The following is an 18,373-nucleotide window of genomic DNA, read 5'->3' as shown; positions in this document are numbered from 1 at the left end:
TTTAATTGCGTTTTTTCAGCTTTAAAATGGTACAAACAATAAAAAACCCTGCAATACTCAAAAAGTAGACAATATCTCGAGTATCCAAAACACCACGAGCAACGCTGTCAAAATGTGCTTTCATTCCTAGAGTTTCAATAGGGAAGTCAATTCCTAAATTGGTTATACCCTCAAAGCCATAATAAAGGACAAAACATAGGAAAACCGAAATTATAAAAGCCACAATTTGATTGTGTGAAAGTGTAGAAGAAAAAACTCCTACAGCTGTATATGCCAACACTAAGAAGAATAATCCTATGTAGGAGCCAATTGTACTGCCTACGTCCCAGTTTCCGGCAGGATTTCCTAACTGCGAAATGGTAACTATGTATAAAACCGTTGGGAGCAAAGCAATGAGGATAAGAAGTACAGCTCCAATATATTTACCTAATACAATGTTTTTTAATGATATAGGTTTGGTAACTAGTAACTCGAGAGTTCCCATTTTTAACTCATCACTAAAACTGCGCATTGTAACAGCAGGAATAAGAAATAGTAAAACCCAAGGTGCCAATTCAAAAAAGGAAGCTAAATCTGCAAATCCTGCATCAAGAATATTATAGTCACCTTTAAAAACCCACAAAAATAGTCCGTTAATTACCAAAAAAACAGCAATCACCAAATACCCAATAGTACTGGCAAAAAAAGCACTTATTTCCCGTTTAATTAATGCAATCATATAATTAGTCTAGTGTGTGAAGTGTGTCTACACTCCAAGCTGCAGCCTTTTCTTTAAACTTAGGTTTTGTCTCAGCCCAAACACCTTTAAATAAGTCGCTATGACGATAAGCTTCTAGATCTGCTTCATTCTTCCAACGACTATATGTAAAAAAGATTGTTTTGGTATGTTTATCACGGTATAATTGTAAAAATTCACAGCCAGGAAAATTTCTAATTTTCTTCTTAATCTGTTCAAAGTTACTGAGAAAAGAATCAACTTCTTCAGCTTTAAAATTCATTTTTACAATTCGTGTAAACATTCTTTAATTATTTAAAAGTTACTGAAATAGTATCCCAATATTCCAATCCAAATAGCGTAGAAGCGCTTCCTACAGTACTTGGGTTGCTTTTGTAAATGGCTAACTCTAGATAGTTTGACGAGTTCCAGAGCGCCAATTTTTTTCCGTCTTCTTCTCGTTTTTCTGGCGGAATGTCAAAATTTATAGCATCACTATAGTTTGAGTATACTTCATTAAACTTAGCGCGTCTTGCTTGTATGGTGTAAGCGCGTCCTTTTCCTATTTCTTCAAATAAAGATTTTTTGATATTACAAACTACGTTTCCGTAATTGTCAATATAGATTACATTACCAATTATTTGAGTATTTTCTGAATTTACTACCGGGCGCAAATCACGTATTTGTTTTATTTCAGAAATCACTTTTCCTATTACATCGAGTGTTCCGCCGCGAGCAATGTGACACGCAACTTTTACAAAAACATCGAGCACGGGAAAATTAGACTCTACGCGGTCGTGTATGTTTATTTCAACAATTTTTTCAGGATTAATTTCTGAAGCCAACATTGAAATAATCCCATTATTGGCACAAATAAAATAATGACCGTCTAGATATACAGCAATATGCTTGTTTTCTGGAGTTAACTCAGAGTCAATGCCTATTAAGTGTATGGTGTCTTTAGGAAAACTCCTATAAGCGTTTTGAATTATATAAGCAGCTTCAGTAATATGAAACGGCGATACAGAGTGTGAGATATCAACAATTTTTATATCAGGTAATTCACTGTAAATAGCACCTTTAACCGCTCCTGCAAAGTGATCTTTCTCTCCAAAATCAGTAGTAAGTGTAATAATGGGCATAGGTGATTGTTGATATTTTGTTAAAACAACTCCCACAAAAATACGGTACTTTTGTTATTGGAAAAACTATATTTACACTTAGTATAAAATCTTATAAACATTCCTGCTTTTGAACGAACTCATTATTGAATTAACCGAAATTAGCCCACGTGAATTCTTTGGGCTACAAAATGCAAATATTGATTTACTGAAAAAATTCTTTCCGAAATTAAAAATTGTCGCTCGCGGAAGTAAAATAAAAGCCTACGGCGATGAAGAAGTACTTGAAGAATTTGATAAACGCATTACAATGTTGTTAGAACACTTTGGTAAATACAACAAGATTGATGAAAATATCATTGAGCGAGTTTTACAAAGTGAAAGTAAGGAAGATTATGAAACACCAGTAAGTGCCGGAGAGGTTCTAGTTCATGGAGTAAGTGGTAAGCTCATTAAAGCACAAACAGCCAACCAGCGTAAACTGGTAGAATTAATGAGTAAAAATGATATGGTTTTTGCCGTTGGGCCCGCCGGAACAGGAAAAACATATACAGGTGTTGCGCTTGCAGTAAAAGCTCTTAAAGAAAAGCAAGTAAAGCGTATTATTTTAACGCGCCCGGCTGTTGAAGCTGGTGAAAACTTAGGTTTTCTTCCAGGTGATTTAAAAGAAAAACTAGATCCGTATATGCAACCTTTGTATGATGCGCTTCGTGATATGATTCCACATGAAAAGCTTGAATCATATATAGAAAAAGGAGTTATTCAAATTGCACCTATGGCATTTATGCGAGGTAGAACCCTCGATAATGCATTTGTAATTCTAGATGAAGCTCAAAACACAACTCACGCTCAGATGAAAATGTTTCTAACTCGTATGGGTAGAAATGCAAAATTTATGATAACCGGTGATCCTGGACAGATAGATTTGCCTAGACGTGTTATTTCTGGCTTAAAAGAAGCACTTCTTGTTTTAAAAGATGTAAAAGGAGTAGGTGTTATTTACTTAGATGATAAAGATGTAATTCGTCATAAATTGGTTAAAAAAGTAATAGCAGCATACAAATCAATAGAAAACGTAGACTAATTTTTTTTCAGAAAAACTAAAAATCATGAATACCCTTACTTCAACAAATTTTAATTTTCCAGGACAGCAAAAGGTCTATCACGGTAAAGTTAGAGAAGTATATACACTAGCAAATGATACCTTGGTAATGATTGCAACAGATAGGTTGAGTGCTTTTGATGTGGTAATGCCTAAGGGAATACCTTATAAAGGACAAATTCTGAATCAAATTGCTACCAAAATGATGCGCGATACAGAAGATATTGTACCTAATTGGTTAACTGCAACGCCAGATCCAAATGTTGCTATTGGTGCAGCTTGTGAGCCATACAAAGTTGAAATGGTAATTCGTGGATATTTAAGCGGTCACGCCGCAAGAGAATATAAAGCAGGAAAACGTATGCTTTGCGGAGTTTCAATGCCTGAAGGTATGAAAGAAAATGACAAATTTCCACAAGCCATTATAACACCGGCTACCAAAGCCGAAGCAGGTGATCACGATGAAGATATTTCTAGAGAAGAAATTTTACAACGCAACATTGTTTCAGAAGAAGAATATAAACAACTTGAAGATTATACGCGTAAACTTTTTAAGCGCGGAACCGAAATTGCAGCCAAACGTGGATTGATTTTGGTTGATACCAAGTATGAGTTCGGAAAAACGAAAGATGGTAAAATAGTTTTAATAGATGAAATCCATACCCCAGACTCATCCCGATATTTTTATGCAGACGGGTATCAAGAGCGTCAAGATGCAAACCAACCACAAAAACAACTTTCAAAAGAGTTTGTGCGTCAATGGTTAATAGAAAATGGTTTTCAAGGATTGGAAGGACAACAAGTACCAGAAATGACAGATGACTATATTACTTCTGTTTCTGAAAGGTATATCGAGTTGTATGAAAACATCACAGGAGAAACATTTGAGAAAGCTGATGTTTCAAACATTAATAACCGAATAGAAGAAAACGTTAATAGGTATTTAAAAAATTAAATTCATTTTTAACTAATCATTGTATAATGTGAATATTTTGATTAGTTTTTTATGTTTTAACCTGTTTTGTTTAAAATAATTCATAAAATTTAACACTTCTTTAGCAAACCGCAATTTACACATCCTCGTACATAGAGTATATATGAATCCAAAAAACTTGGAATCTCATAATAATAACCAAATAAAAATACTCTATGACAAAAACAATTACTCGAAACTATTTATTACTAGTTTCTATGTTATTTGTAACGGCATTGTCTTTTGGGCAAGTAGTTACAAATAATAATGATGCCGGTCCTGGATCTTTAAGACAGGCGGTTATTGACGCTAATGCAACAGCTGGTCCAGATGTGATCACGTTTGATGCAAACTACACAATTACACTTACCTCAGGTCAGATAGTTGTTAATGATGATCTTACTATAACGGGTAACGGTATAGGTAATACTATTATCGACGGAAGTAGTAATGGTACAGCTAGACTTATAGGTGCTAGTAGTATTTCAAATTTAACTATTGAAGGAATAACATTTCAAAATGCAAACGCATCTGTTGATGGCGGAGCAGTTGGAATTCAAAACGTAACCAATGCAGCCATTGTAGATTGTTCGTTTATAAACAATTCAACAAATGGAGTTAATGGTGCTGGAGCGCTAGGATCTCAAGATTCAAATTTAACTGTTTCAGGAAGTTTTTTTGACGGAAACAATGCAACAAATGCTATGTCTAGTAGCGGTGGAGCTATTGGGCAAGCCTCTAGCGGGACATTGACGGTTATAAATTCTGAATTTACAAACAACACAACCAATCGTGCCGGTGGTGCGATTGAAGTGAATTCGCCAGATCTTATTACAATAACAGATTCAAACTTTGATGGAAATTCAGCTGTAGGTCCTCCCGGAAACGGAGGATCTTTGCATATTACAGGGAGTGCAGATGCAACAATTACAGGTTCAACATTCACAAATAACGTAGCTGCACTAGAAGGAGGAGCTTTATGGAATGGATTAGGAACTATGACCGTGTCTAACTGTACAATTGATAACAACGAAGCACAAGGAGCTGCTGCCGATGACGGTGGTGGTGGTATCTTCAATAATGGAGGAACACTTTTAGTAAATACCCAAACAACAATAACAAATAATATAGCTTCTGGAGCTTCAGGTTCTGGTGGTGGTATTTTTAGTACAGCTGGAACTGTTGAAATTACAGACCCTGGTACAACAGTAAACTTAAACAGAGCAAACCGCGCAGGTGGAGGAATTGAAATAGTTGATGGATCGCTTACACTTACCGACGTGTCATTAAACCAGAATAATGCAGGAGTTGCACCAGCAGTTGCCGCACCTGGTAATGGTGGTGGTATTCACGTATCTAATGTAGCGACCGTTATTATAAATGGTGGTAATATTCAGGCTAATGTTGCTGCAAACCAAGGTGGAGGTCTATGGAACCAAGCCGGAAGTACAATGACCGTTACAAACTCACCTACACCAAACTTTAACGATAATATCGCTAGCGGTGATGGTGGTGGAGCTATTTACAACAATGGAGGTACATTAGAAGTACAACCAGGAAATGTATTAAGTAATAATATTGCAGATGGACCTTCAGGTTCTGGTGGAGCAATTTTAAACGCCACACCCGGAACATTGACAGTTGACGATGTAACATTCACTGGAAATACAGCAAACCGTGCAGGTGGAGCAATTGAAATTGCATCAGCTGGAGGAGAAACATATGTTTTTTCAGGAATAACTTTAGATGGTAACTTTATTGCAACAGCAGCTCCAGGAAATGGAGGTGGCTTTCATATAAGTGGCCCCGGTGATATTACAATAATGAATAGTTCTGTAATAAATAATACTGCTGTAGAAGGCGGTGGACTTTGGAATGGATCTGGAACGATGACTGTAACAGATACAGAAGTTTCTAACAATGAAGCTACAGGTGACCTTGCCGAACAAGGTGGTGGTGGTGTTTATAATGAAATGGGAACATTGATTGTAAATGGTACTTCAACTATAGATGGTAATTCAGCAACTGGAACGGCAGGTTCTGGTGGTGGAATTTTAACCAATATGGGCTCATTAAATGTAGATGGTCTTACAATATCTGGAAATACAGCAGTTAGAGCTGGTGGTGGTATTGAAGTACGATCAAATGCAGGAGATTTGTTTGAGTTTAATAATGTAACATTTACTAACAATACTGCTACAGGAGTAACAGCTCCCGGAAACGGAGGAGCTTTTCATATTAGTGGAGCAGGAGATTCTACATTCACCAACTGTCTGGTGCAAAACAATACAGCAGTAGAAGGTGGAGGTCTTTGGAATGGACCCGGAACGATGACAATAACTGGTTTTGATACACAAATGGATAATAATGAAGCCACTGGTAACGATCCAGATCAAGGTGGTGGAGCATTATTTAATGATGGAGGAACTATGAATATTGATTCTTTTGCAGATATATTTAGTAACATAGCTACAGGAACATCAGGTTCTGGTGGGGCTATTTTAAGTACCGGAGGAACGCTTAATACCAATACTATTTTCCTAAACTCAAATGGAGCGAATAGAGCAGGTGGAGCTATTGAAATTATTGATGGTACAGCAAACCTTATTGATATTTCAATTATTCAGAATTATGTGACCGGTAATCTTACCGGAGGAACTGCAAATCCAGGAAACGGTGGCGGATTGCACGTAACAGGTAACTCTGCAACTGTAACCATAAGTGGAATTGTTTTCTTAAACGAAGCTGCTTCAGAAGGTGGTGGACTTTGGAATAATGGAGGTACAATGAATATAGAAGGCGGAACTTTCTATGGTGATACATTTATAGATCAAAATATAGCTTCGGGTACTGCTGCTGACAATGGTGGTGGTGGAATCTTCAATAATGGAGGTACACTTAATGTAGCAAGCGGAACCGTAATTACTAGAAATATCGCAGATGGAGCCGCAGGTTCTGGTGGTGGTCTTTTTAGTACAAATGGAGACGTAGTACTTGACGGAGTTACAATTACTGAAAACCGAGCCAATAGAGCTGGTGGTGGTATTGAATTAATTGACGGTTCATTAATGCTTACCAATTCAACATTGGATAATAATAACGCAGGTATTTCTCCTGCAGTTGCTGCTCCTGGAAACGGTGGTGGACTTCATATTTCAGGTGCTGCCGATGCTAATATTTTAGGCGGAACAGTCGATAATAATGTAGCTGCTGCTGAAGGTGGTGGTCTTTGGAATGGATCTGGAACGATGACTATTGATGCAACACCAATTACAAATAACGTTGCTTCCGGAAATGACGCTACCAATGGTGGTGGTGGAGTATTTAATAATGGAGGTACGTTAGATGTTTTAGCAGGCACAGAAATAACAAATAATATAGCTGACGGAACTTCTGGTTCTGGTGGCGGTATATTTAGTACTGCTGGAGATGTAACACTTACAGATGTAATCATAACCGATAACCAAGCTAATAGAGCTGGTGGCGGTATTGAATTGATTGACGGTTCAGTAATGCTTACCAATGTTACCTTGGACACTAATAATGCAGGAGTTGCTCCCGCAACAGCTGCCCCAGGTAATGGTGGTGGATTACACATAAGCGGTGCTGCAAATGCTACGCTAATTGGAGGTTCAGTAGACAGTAATGTTGCTGCACTTGAAGGTGGTGGACTATGGAATGGGACTGGAACAATGACCGTTGATGGAACACCTATAACAAATAATATAGCTAGTGGAGCTGCTGCCGATGACGGAGGTGGCGGAATCTTCAATAATGGAGGTACGTTAGATGTATTACCAGGAACTAATATTAATAATAACTTGGCAAATGGAGCATCAGGTTCTGGTGGAGGTATTTTCAGTACTGGAGGTTCAGTAACTATTACAGATGCTATAATTTCACAAAATAGTGCTAATCGTGCTGGTGGAGGTATAGAGGTTATTGAAGGATCAGTAACTTTAAATAATACCGCACTTAGTATAAATGATGTTAACGGAACTGCAGGATCTCCTAACCCTGGTAATGGCGGTGGGTTACACGTTAGTGGAGCTGCCACGACATCCATTACTGGAGGTATGGTTTCGGCTAACGAAGCTGCTAGTGAAGGTGGCGGACTCTGGAATCAAGTTGGAGCTACGATGACAGTAACAGATGCTATGATTAACATTAACACTGCCGAAGGCGATGATGCTGATAATGGTGGTGGTGGAATCTTTAATAATGGAGGAAATCTTAATATTGTTAATACTACCGTACAAAGTAATACCGTAACAGGAGTTTCTGGTTCAGGTGGAGGAATATTAACTACAGATGGTACTGTAAATATTATTGACGCAAGTATTGATAATAATGCAGCCAACCGTGCCGGAGGAGGTATCGAAATTATAGACGGTACATTATCAATGGCAAACACCTCTTTAAACTCAAATAATGTAAATGGATCATCGGGTATGGCCAATCCTGGAAATGGTGGTGGATTACACGTTAGTGGTATTGCCGATGTTTCAATGTTTGGAGGTACGGTTTCTCTTAACGACGCTGCTGCTGAAGGTGGTGGACTTTGGAACCAAGTCGGAAGTACTATGGAAGTAGATAATACCATTATAGAAAGTAATACTGCAAGTGGTAATGATCCTGATCAAGGTGGAGGAGGAATCTTCAACAATGGAGGGACATTGATAGTACAAAATTCTTCAGAAATCATAAATAATTTTGCTGATGGAACTGCAGGTTCTGGTGGCGGAATTCAAAACGTAGATGGAGGGTCCGTAACTGTAAATAACACGATAATTTCTAATAACTCGGCAAATAGAGCCGGAGGAGGAATTGAAGATAATTCTTCAGTAACTGCAGGAAGCATAACGCTGTTTAATGTTACTTTAGATAACAATGAAGTAGGAAACGCACCCGGTAATGGTGGTGGACTACATATCACAGGTCCTGGTACTGCTATGATAACCAACGGAACAGTAAATGGAAACGTTGCATCTGCTGAAGGTGGTGGTCTTTGGAATGGATCTGGAGAAATGACAATTGACGGAACAACCATCGATGGCAACACAGCAAGCGGAGCCGATGCCGATCAAGGTGGAGGTGGAATCTTCAACGAAGGTGGAACCCTATCTGTATTGAATGCAACGGTAAGTAACAATGTTGCTGACGGAGCATCTGGATCCGGTGGAGGAATCTTGAATAATCAAGGTATGTTAACCGTAACCGATTCTGAATTGAGTGGAAACACTTCAATGAGAGCTGGTGGTGCGATAGAAGATAATTCAGTTGCTGGAAATGTATTGACACTTGAAAATGTTGATTTAATGGATAACAGTACAGCGTCTGCACCTGGTAATGGTGGTGGACTACACATAACAGGCCCTGGAGACTCAAACATCACAGGCGGAATGGCAAGTGGAAACACAGCATCTGCTGAAGGTGGAGCCTACTGGAATGGATCTGGAGTTATGACAATCGACGGAACAACCATCGATGGTAATACAGCAAGTGGCGCCGATGCCGATCAAGGTGGTGGTGGAATCTTCAACGAAGGTGGAACGCTATCTGTATTGAATGCAACGGTAAGTAACAATGTTGCTGACGGAGCATCTGGATCCGGTGGAGGAATCTTGAATAATCAAGGAACACTTACCGTAACCGATTCTGAATTGAGTGGAAACACTTCAATGAGAGCTGGTGGTGCGATAGAAGATAATTCAGTTGCTGGAAATGTATTGACACTTGAAAATGTTGATTTAATGAACAACAGCACTGCGTCTGCACCGGGTAACGGTGGTGGACTACACATAACTGGTCCTGGAGACTCAAACATCACAGGCGGAATGGCAAGTGGAAACACAGCATCTGCTGAAGGTGGAGCATATTGGAATGGATCTGGAGTTATGACAATCGACGGAACAACCATCGATGGTAACACAGCAAGTGGCGCCGATGCCGATCAAGGTGGTGGTGGAATCTTCAATGAAGGTGGAACGCTATCTGTATTGAATGCAACGGTAAGTAACAATGTTGCTGACGGAGCATCTGGATCCGGTGGAGGAATCTTGAATAATCAAGGTATGTTAACCGTAACCGATTCTGAATTAAGTGGAAACACTTCCATGAGAGCCGGAGGAGGTATTGAAGATAATTCAATTGCCGGAAATATGTTGACTTTAGAAAATGTTAACTTTATGAACAACAGCACTGCATCTGCACCGGGTAATGGAGGTGGATTGCACATAACAGGCCCTGGAGACTCAAACATCACAGGCGGAATGGCAAGTGGAAACACAGCATCTGCTGAAGGTGGAGCATATTGGAATGGATCTGGAGTTATGACAATCGATGGAACAACCATCGATGGTAACACTGCTGAAGGAGCTGCTGCCGATAATGGCGGTGGAGGTGTATTTAATAACGGAGGTACACTTACAATTATAAACGGAACATCAATTATTAATAATATGGCTACAGGAGCTGCCGGTTCAGGTGGTGGAGTATTTAGTACCGCAGGTGATGTAACAATTACCGATGCAACGCTAGACTCAAATGCTGCAAATAGAGCAGGTGGAGCTATTGAATTAATTGACGGTACCTTGACTTTCACTTCTTCTGAAATGACAAACAACGATGTAAATGGAACAGCAGGAACCGCAGCACCAGGTAACGGTGGTGGTCTGCACGTATCAGGAAATAGCGGGTTAATTACTATTTCAGAAAGTATTGTTACAGGTAACGAAGCTGCTCAAGAAGGTGGCGGATTATGGAATCAAAGCGGAACTATGATGGTTGTTGAAACTACTACAATAGACTCAAATAGCACTTTTGGTACTGCGATGGATGATGGCGGAGCCGGTATTTTTAATAACGGTGGTATGCTAGAAGTAAGAATGTCTACCGTTTCAAATAACATCGCTTCTGGAGCAACTAGTTCTGGTGGTGGTATTCATAACACTACTGGTGGTGATGTGAGCGTAATGGTAAGTACTATTTCTGGTAATTCAGCTAATGGATCTGGTGGTGGAGTTTACAACAACGGAAACAGTTTTGATATTAATGCCACAACAATTGCAATGAATGAAGCATTGGCAAATGGAGGAGGTATTAACGGAGCTTCGGAAGTTTTTCTTAAAAATACTTTAGTAGCTTTAAATACAGCAGCAAATGGCCAAGATGTTTCAGGAGTATTAACTTCAAATGATTATAATTTAATTGGAACAGATGATGAAAACGCTTTTGCTGAACAGACGAATGATATTGAAGAAGTTGATCCTATGGTTGGTCCGTTGCAAGATAATGGCGGTATTACCAATACTCATCAATTACTTGAAGGTTCTTTAGCTTACAACGGAGGTGATCCTGCAGATTTATTTAATGATCAAATTGATCAAGCTGTTTTTGATGACATACGTGATATAGGAGCTTATGAAGCTCAAGATATTTTACTTTCTATTGAGAATGTAGGTGATACAGCCAACGGAATTGTAATTTACCCAAACCCATCTAGTGGTAGAGCTACTGTAGAAATTCCACAAGCGTTTGGAAGTAACGTTCAAATAACTATTATTGAATTAGGTTCTGGAAAGATTGTAAATAATCTTACAACCTCATTTGGAGCCACAGATCTTAACCTTCGTGGAATGGCAAATGGTGTTTATATAATAAATGTAACTTCAGAAGGAGTAACATCAACGCACCGTTTAATTTTAGCAAATTAATAATAGCTATAGTTCATTTTGTTTTAAAAACCGTTTCTATTCAGTTAGAAGCGGTTTTTTCTTTTTGAAAGAATGCACATACCCAAAACTTATTTCAGTAAAATCTGCTTGCCCTAAATTTGAATTAATATGAGCGCCAATAAAAAAATTGTTTTTAGGAGCTTTACGAGTACCAATAAAATAATATTTAAGCCCTAAACGAGAAGAAATTAATTTTTTTAGTTTAAATTTTGTATCAAATTCACCTAGGACAATAGAACTGTTTTCAGGTATTTCAGCAGGAACATAAGACCACCCTTGGTTGATGCGCCAATCAATTTTATAAGCCGGTTTATGAAGATTTAATCCTAGTTGTAAGTTTATTCCAAAGTGATTTAACAACACTTCACCAGTAGCAAAAACGCCCAAATTACTTGCACTCCAAGTTGGGTTGTCTCTAAATGAGTTAAATTCACGCCCTTCTTGAACCAACGATTCATTCTCTTGAATATAATCGTAATAATGTTGGTAAAAACGGTAATACATCCCTACGCCTAGCTTATAGGTATTGTTAAAAACGCGTCCATATTCACCAGAAAAAACATACACCGGTTTTTTATCATTAAATGGTTTTGCTAAAACTTGTAAACCGTATCCAGAACGTAGAGCAAAATAATCGTATCTGCTAGAAGGGTAGTTTTGTGTTACCGAATTTGTGTATAAAAAAGGTTTTTGGGGAGTTTTTATATCTGCTGAAACTCCTATTAAAAATGAATTAAATCCTTGATTAGGCAAACGAGTATGACCGTTTGAGTGATGGGCGTATCCTATGCTGGTTCGCCAATCAATATGTGGTGTAGAAATCAATCTATAGTAACCAAACAATCTAAAGGACCAAGTAATATCTGTTGTAACAGCTTCGTTGTTTGGGTTTGAAATAGAATCGTATTTTCTTGTAAAGTAAGAAGCACCCGTAGCCGCTTGTAAGGTTATTTTTTTACTTTTAAATATATTGAATTCAATAAAAGGTAAAATTGAAAAAGCACTTCCTAGATTTTCTGAATTTCCAAAATTGGTATATCCAAAGGAAATTCCCGTCCTTGGACCTTTTAATCGCTGTGCCCACTCTTGAGCATTGGTATCGTGTTCCCACCCAAAAGAAACGATACCTTGAGTTTGTAATCCATGGTCAGGGAAATAGCTATTTGCTTCGGCTGTTATTCCCACTAATACTTCTGGAGAAATAATAAAGTGAGACTTTCTTGTAAGAGTATCTGCTTGTTGGGCTAACAAACTGAAGGTGATTAAATAAAAAAGTATAAAGTAGGTTTGCTTCATAAAAGATGCAAGAAACAACTTATCTTTTAATTTTTAAAATTTAAACCAAAATCAGCTTCGTAAATTTTTTACTTTTCAATTGTATTTATCAAGCTATCAAGTTTTATAGTAAGCTTTTTAGCGCCATTGGGATTTAAGTGATTTTCGTTTTTAAAATCTTTAATTGTAAAGCTTAAATCGGTTTCCAAGTTTAATAAATGAATGTTATTGTGAGTTTCTTTTACTTGACTTAATACTCGATTTCTTCGTTGTAAAATTGAGTTATTTCTTAAAACATTATAGTGACTTTGAGTAGGAGGGCTCAAAATGATTACTTGTAATTTTTGCTCAATGCAGTAATCAATCATGTTATAAAAATAGTTTGCGTTATAGTGAAAAGTTTCTAGGCTTTCTCTTTTATAAATTTTTATTGGTTTTTTAATGATTGAAAGACTGTCATAGTTTTGTTTTTTGTATTTACCCTCAAAATTTAAGGTATCAAAACCGTATTGGTTAACCCTATTTATTTCAGCAGTTTTAAGATAATGATCTGAAATAATTTTTGAAAATTTCCCGGGATGTGAAATAAACAGCAAACTGTCTTTTGGAGTAACCGGCCTACCAAAGGTATTAACGTGGTAATATTTTAAAAACACAGAATTTTTCCAGTAATATTTTGAGTTGTGAGGTATTTCAAAATGACCATAAGAGGCTTCAAATACAACTGTTTTTAAGTTGGGAAAACGGTTTTTAAGTCCTTTTAATAAAGTAAAGTCTGTATTATGGTGTTGGCCTAATGACCCCAGGTTGATAGTAAGCTTGTTTAAAAATTCGGGGTTAATTCCGTTCTGAATTTGAGAAGAACCAAAAACAGCTATTTCAATTTTATCGCCGTTTTTTTTAATATAATCTCGTATTACAGAAAAACGGTTTGGAATTTCTAAAACTTTCATTTCAACCATAATATATAGGGCTATTATGGGCAAAAAGAAAATGCCGCACATTAGCAAAAACCGAAGTTGTTTTTTACTAAAACTGAAAATAGATAAACTCTTCTTTTGGTCCTGCATAACGTATTATAAAAAAAACAAATATGTAATAGATAATCCAGCGTATGGGTCTGCTATATTTCTGTTCAAGAAATTCAAACGGGTGATTTTTATTTCTAGTTAAAACTTCCATAATAACCAATAATGGGATAAATAAAGCTCGAAGCCCAATTTCAGAAGAGAAGTTTAAACTAGGAATCCATGAAAAAATTCTGTGTATAATGTTTAATGCCATTTCAAAATTTTCAGCTCTAAAGAAAATACAAGAAATTAAAATTAATGTAAAGCTATAAAGTATAGTTACAGCTAGTGGCATTTTGGTTAAAAAGTAATTAATATTATACGATTGACCTTTTACGGTAATAGGTATACGTTCTACCGAAATGGTTATAGCTTGAAAAACACCAAAAAAAATAAATGTCCAATTTGCACCGTGCCACAAACCAATAAGTGTCATAGTAATAAAAAGAGCTACGGTTCTAGAAAGGTAATTGGTTTTCCAGTTTTTTATAAGTGGTGCATAAACATAATCTGTAAACCATTTGGTAAGTGTAATGTGCCAACGTTGCCAAAATTCGGCGACACTTCTGGATAAATATGGTATGTTGAAGTTTTTGCTAAGTTTAAAACCAAAGAGTTTTGCTGTTCCTATAGCAATATTTGAATATCCTGCAAAGTCTCCATAAATTTGAAAAAAGAACAATATTGTCGCATATAATAATGATAAGCTACCATATTGATTTGATTCTGAATAAATAGAATTCACACCAATTGCAGCATTATCTGCAACAACCATTTTCATAAATAAGCCCCAAAGAATCAACCGAAGGCCGTCAACAAGTAACGCCTTTTTAAAGGTTCGCTCTTTTGAAAATTGAGGCAATAAAGATTTTGCTCTTTCAATGGGTCCTGCAACTAATTGCGGAAAAAAACTTACAAAGCACAAAAAATTAAGAAGATTTTTAGTGGGTTTTATTCTTTTTCTATACACATCAATACTATAACTCATGGTTTGAAACGTGTAAAAACTAAGTCCAACAGGTAACAAAATGTCTAGTGAGTTATAAGTAAACCCTTGTGTGTCTAGATGAAATAAACTGGAAAAACCTTCGGCAAAAAAATTGTAGTATTTAAATACAAATAGAACACCTAGATTCCAAACGATACTAAATAGTAAGTAAAGCCTTTTAATAGATATTTTTTCATTTGCATAAATAGCGTTACCCGCAATGTAATCTATTATAGAACTTGAAAAAATAAGTAGCAAAAAACGCCAATCCCACAAACCATAAAAAACATAACTTGCGATGAGCAAAAGTATGTTTTGGGTTTTAATACGTTTAAAGCCTATTGACCAATAGAGGAGAAGGACAATAGGTAAAAAGAGCCCAAATAAAAAGGAGTTAAATAACAAAGGCTAATTTGATTTGGCAATAAATATAGTAAAAGAAGTAACACTATAAGAAAAAATAAAAACCCGAGAGTGGTCTCGGGTTTTTATGAGTGTGCAAAGAGTTTTTTAAATACCTTCAACTAAAATATTATCAATTGAAAATTCATCGCGTGCTCCACTACCGCTTACGTCATCACTTTCTAACCTAAAATATATAAACTCTGAAGGCTCGATAGGGTTTGAAGAAAGGTCTATTAATTTATTTATGGAGAAAGCTAACTGAAATCCATCTCCATCACTTGGACCAGGAGAAACATAATTTGTGCCACCAGTCAAAAGTATAAAGTTAACATTGTCAATACTATAATATATATCAATTGAATTACCTCTTTCTTGATCATTATTTACAAATAAATCACCATTCAAATAAATTTCAGATAAATAACTATTGGTTTTATTTTCAACTCGTATATCAATTGTACCAGGTGTAAAGTCACTTCCACCAGGTTGAACACCTAATGAAAAATCTCCTGTAGACGTTTCAAAAGCATAAATCCCTCCAGCTGATACTCCACCAACACTGCTTCCTCTTGCTAAATCACCTGATGTATTTGTGTCTCCATAATCACTATCGCCATCACTAAAACCAGTTACCTTATAAATATTGGAATCTAATTGACCAACTGCAGGGCTTGGTGTGAAGCCGGCAGCTTGAAAGCTGTTAAAGTCTTCACTAAAGATAGTTTGTCTACAGGTTGCATCATCACTTACAAATGTACCGCTTAAAAGTCCATAATTAGAATCAAAGTCCCAAGTTCCTGTTACACTACTACAACTCGCATCGTCTTGATATATATGGTTACCTGTCCACGTTACATTTCCATTAACAGATGTACCTGTAATATCACAATTATTTTTGCCGTTATTAGCATCACAATTTGACTGAGAGTTTCCTGTATTTGAAACAAATACATTATCACCAAGATTTAATTGCGTTGTAATATTATTTTCATTGCCGGTCCCACCGTCAGGAAACATAATATTAAAAGTTTGTTGTTTACCTTCTCCAAGACTTGGATGGGTACCACAATCTAAGCACTCATAAGTTCCTGTGATTGTTTTAGGTCGTCTATTTGCTTTAATAACTAATATATCTGCATCTAAAGATTTGTATTTAGCGCTAGAAATAGTAGGGTTTGATCCATTGTTATCAACAGAAAATAAAAATGAAATATTTTCTCCTTTAAAAAGTAAATTTGAAATAGCTGTTTTTTCTTCTGGTAAAGCAATAGCTTTAGCAAAAACTGTTTCTCCATTTTGCAAATCTACTCTTGCATACGGAATTTGCTGTTTTGATACTTTAGTATAGTCATTCAAGAAAACTTTTGGTATGTTTATCTCTACCTTAGCTCGATATTTTGAATTTAAGGTAGTGAACATTCCATAATACATTCCTCTATTAAGATTTTTCTCAATTGTTTGAGTCAAATTTTCTTCTTGTTCGTTCAATTCATTTGTATCTACACTGCAAGAGAAAAGAAACAGCATAGAAATACATGCATAAAAAATGTTTTTCATTTTGAAATTTATTGTGAGGTTACTTAATTAAAGTATAGCAAACATACAATTTTTAGAATATATGGTAAGTTACGCTATGATTAATAAATTATTTACTCAAAATAACTAAAAGTGTCACCGTCCTTTAATTGGAGTAGCGATTCATAAATTAATTTAATCACATTTTCTACATCATTTCTATGTACCATCTCTACAGTAGTATGCATATATCGCAACGGAAGTGAAATCAATGAACTGGCAACACCCATGTTGCTATAAGCAAAAGCATCTGTATCGGTTCCTGTGGCTCTAGAAAGTGCTGCTCTTTGAAATGGAATTTTCTTTTTCTCTGCTGTATCTATAATCACATCCCTAAGTTTTTGTTGAACAGCAGGAGCATATGCAATTACGGGACCTTCACCTATTTCTGCGTGTCCTTGCTTTTTTTGATTGATCATTGGGGTAGTAGTGTCGTGGGTAACGTCTGTGACTATGGCTGCATCTGGTTTTATACGTTCAGCAATCATTTGAGCACCTCGCAAGCCTATTTCTTCTTGTACCGAATTGGTAATATAAAGACCAAACGGTAGCTTCTTTTTATTTTCATGTAAAAGACGAGCAACTTCGGCAATCATAAACCCACCCATTCTGTTATCCAATGCTCGGCAAACAAACTTATCTTTATTTAAAATATGAAATTCATCAGGGTATGTAATAACACATCCTACATGTATACCAAGTTTTTCAACTTCTTCTTTATCTTTACAACCTACGTCTATAAATATGTTGTCAGGTTTTGGAGCTTCTTCTTTAGATTTGTTTCGTGTGTGAATAGCTGGCCAACCAAAAACCCCTTTTACAATTCCATCTTTAGTATGAATATTTACAATTTTTGAAGGAGCAATTTGATGATCGCTTCCTCCATTTCTTACTACGTACAATAATCCATTGTCACTTATATAATTAACATACCAAGAAATTTCATCAGCATGACCTTCAATAACCACTTTATATTTGGCTTCAGGATTAATTACTCCTACAGCACTTCCGTATGTATCGGTAATAAACTCATCAACATACGGTTTTAGATAGTCCATCCATAATTTTTGCCCATCCCATTCATATCCTGTAGGCGCTGCATTATTTAAATAGTCTTTTAAAAATGAAAGTGATTTTTTATTCAAAATAGATTTAGCCATAAATTTTTTTTTACTGATGTTTATTAAACAATCAAAATTAATAATTAAATACTAACTCAAACGTTTCAGAATGTATAATTTTGGAATAGTTTTCGCTATTATGTAGCCAAAAAGACTTGTATATGAATCAAATATCAAAAGTTTTTTATATAATATTTTTATTTTGTTTTACCTACGCATCATATGCACAAGTAAAAACCCCGAATAAAGAAGAAAAAACAGATACTACTGAAAAGTTCTACTATATAGTAAA

12 protein-coding genes (1 of these 12 only partly in view) are annotated in these 18,373 nt (G+C 36.2%); 4 read left to right on the top strand and 8 right to left on the bottom strand.

Annotated features, from left to right (window positions below; translation table 11 throughout):
* Nucleotide 1 precedes the first annotated feature (1 nt).
* From gldF to INR76_RS12345, 3 genes are read right to left on the bottom strand one after another with little or no spacing between them, the layout of a single operon-like run.
* Nucleotides 2-718, bottom strand: a complete 717-nt coding sequence (gldF, locus tag INR76_RS12355) for a gliding motility-associated ABC transporter permease subunit GldF (RefSeq protein WP_223108269.1) — start codon at nucleotides 716-718, stop codon at nucleotides 2-4.
* A 4-nt stretch (nucleotides 719-722) separates the two neighbouring features.
* Nucleotides 723-1,019: a putative quinol monooxygenase gene (locus INR76_RS12350; protein ID WP_223108268.1), complete on the bottom strand. Its 297-nt coding sequence runs from the start codon at nucleotides 1,017-1,019 to the stop codon at nucleotides 723-725.
* A gap of 7 nt (nucleotides 1,020-1,026) precedes the next feature.
* Nucleotides 1,027-1,857 carry an S-adenosyl-l-methionine hydroxide adenosyltransferase family protein gene (locus INR76_RS12345; protein ID WP_223108267.1) on the bottom strand — a complete coding sequence of 277 codons (831 nt, stop codon included), beginning with the start codon at nucleotides 1,855-1,857 and terminating at the stop codon, nucleotides 1,027-1,029.
* Nucleotides 1,858-1,966: 109 nt separating this feature from the next.
* Here INR76_RS12345 and INR76_RS12340 point away from each other — a divergent pair, with 109 nt between their 5' ends.
* The 3 genes from INR76_RS12340 (at nucleotide 1,967) to INR76_RS12330 (ending at nucleotide 11,626) form a co-directional block, all read left to right on the top strand.
* Nucleotides 1,967-2,920 carry a PhoH family protein gene (locus tag INR76_RS12340; protein ID WP_223108266.1) on the top strand — a complete coding sequence of 318 codons (954 nt, stop codon included), beginning with the start codon at nucleotides 1,967-1,969 and terminating at the stop codon, nucleotides 2,918-2,920.
* Between the two features lie 25 nt (nucleotides 2,921-2,945).
* The gene (locus INR76_RS12335) at nucleotides 2,946-3,893 is read left to right on the top strand and encodes a phosphoribosylaminoimidazolesuccinocarboxamide synthase (RefSeq protein WP_223108265.1); all 948 of its coding nucleotides are present in this window, start codon (nucleotides 2,946-2,948) and stop codon (nucleotides 3,891-3,893) included.
* 194 nt (nucleotides 3,894-4,087) lie between these two features.
* A complete protein-coding gene (locus INR76_RS12330) occupies nucleotides 4,088-11,626 on the top strand; it encodes a right-handed parallel beta-helix repeat-containing protein (RefSeq protein WP_223108264.1) in 7,539 nt (2,512 codons plus the stop codon).
* A gap of 36 nt (nucleotides 11,627-11,662) precedes the next feature.
* On the opposite strand, the gene INR76_RS12325 is transcribed toward INR76_RS12330, so the two are convergent.
* From INR76_RS12325 to INR76_RS12305, 5 genes are all read right to left on the bottom strand, one after another.
* Entirely contained in the window at nucleotides 11,663-12,943 is a 1,281-nt protein-coding gene (locus tag INR76_RS12325) for an acyloxyacyl hydrolase (protein WP_223108263.1), read from the bottom strand.
* A 68-nt stretch (nucleotides 12,944-13,011) separates the two neighbouring features.
* Entirely contained in the window at nucleotides 13,012-13,875 is an 864-nt protein-coding gene (locus INR76_RS12320) for a hypothetical protein (protein ID WP_223108262.1), read from the bottom strand.
* Nucleotides 13,876-13,951: 76 nt separating this feature from the next.
* Complete coding sequence (locus INR76_RS12315; RefSeq protein ID WP_223108261.1) at nucleotides 13,952-15,385, bottom strand: MBOAT family protein; 1,434 nt, start codon at nucleotides 15,383-15,385, stop codon at nucleotides 13,952-13,954.
* Between the two features lie 105 nt (nucleotides 15,386-15,490).
* Nucleotides 15,491-16,942: a hypothetical protein gene (locus INR76_RS12310; protein WP_223108260.1), complete on the bottom strand. Its 1,452-nt coding sequence runs from the start codon at nucleotides 16,940-16,942 to the stop codon at nucleotides 15,491-15,493.
* Nucleotides 16,943-17,034: 92 nt separating this feature from the next.
* Nucleotides 17,035-18,120 carry a M42 family metallopeptidase gene (locus INR76_RS12305; protein WP_223108259.1) on the bottom strand — a complete coding sequence of 362 codons (1,086 nt, stop codon included), beginning with the start codon at nucleotides 18,118-18,120 and terminating at the stop codon, nucleotides 17,035-17,037.
* Between the two features lie 122 nt (nucleotides 18,121-18,242).
* Between INR76_RS12305 and INR76_RS12300 the strand changes: the two genes are divergently transcribed.
* A protein-coding gene (locus tag INR76_RS12300; RefSeq protein WP_223108258.1) for a DUF4294 domain-containing protein crosses the window boundary here: on the top strand, nucleotides 18,243-18,373 show its start. Its footprint extends 574 nt past the window's final position; the window shows 131 of its 705 coding nt (coding positions 1-131); the start codon lies at nucleotides 18,243-18,245; the stop codon falls past the right edge of the window.

It is taken from the genome of Marixanthomonas sp. SCSIO 43207, assembly GCF_019904255.1.
In the GTDB taxonomy this organism is placed as follows: domain Bacteria; phylum Bacteroidota; class Bacteroidia; order Flavobacteriales; family Flavobacteriaceae; genus Marixanthomonas.
Note: the sequence above shows the minus strand (reverse complement) of the source record. Positions and strands in the feature narration are given on the sequence as shown.

Coding starts and splice junctions, on each gene's coding strand:
- gldF (WP_223108269.1), bottom strand. CDS start 718: ATGATTGCATTAATTAAACGGGAAATAAGTGCTTTTTTTGCCAGTACT.
- INR76_RS12350 (WP_223108268.1), bottom strand. CDS start 1,019: ATGTTTACACGAATTGTAAAAATGAATTTTAAAGCTGAAGAAGTTGAT.
- INR76_RS12345 (WP_223108267.1), bottom strand. CDS start 1,857: ATGCCCATTATTACACTTACTACTGATTTTGGAGAGAAAGATCACTTT.
- INR76_RS12335 (WP_223108265.1), top strand. CDS start 2,946: ATGAATACCCTTACTTCAACAAATTTTAATTTTCCAGGACAGCAAAAG.
- INR76_RS12330 (WP_223108264.1), top strand. CDS start 4,088: ATGACAAAAACAATTACTCGAAACTATTTATTACTAGTTTCTATGTTA.
- INR76_RS12325 (WP_223108263.1), bottom strand. CDS start 12,943: ATGAAGCAAACCTACTTTATACTTTTTTATTTAATCACCTTCAGTTTG.
- INR76_RS12320 (WP_223108262.1), bottom strand. CDS start 13,875: ATGAAAGTTTTAGAAATTCCAAACCGTTTTTCTGTAATACGAGATTAT.
- INR76_RS12310 (WP_223108260.1), bottom strand. CDS start 16,942: ATGAAAAACATTTTTTATGCATGTATTTCTATGCTGTTTCTTTTCTCT.
- INR76_RS12305 (WP_223108259.1), bottom strand. CDS start 18,120: ATGGCTAAATCTATTTTGAATAAAAAATCACTTTCATTTTTAAAAGAC.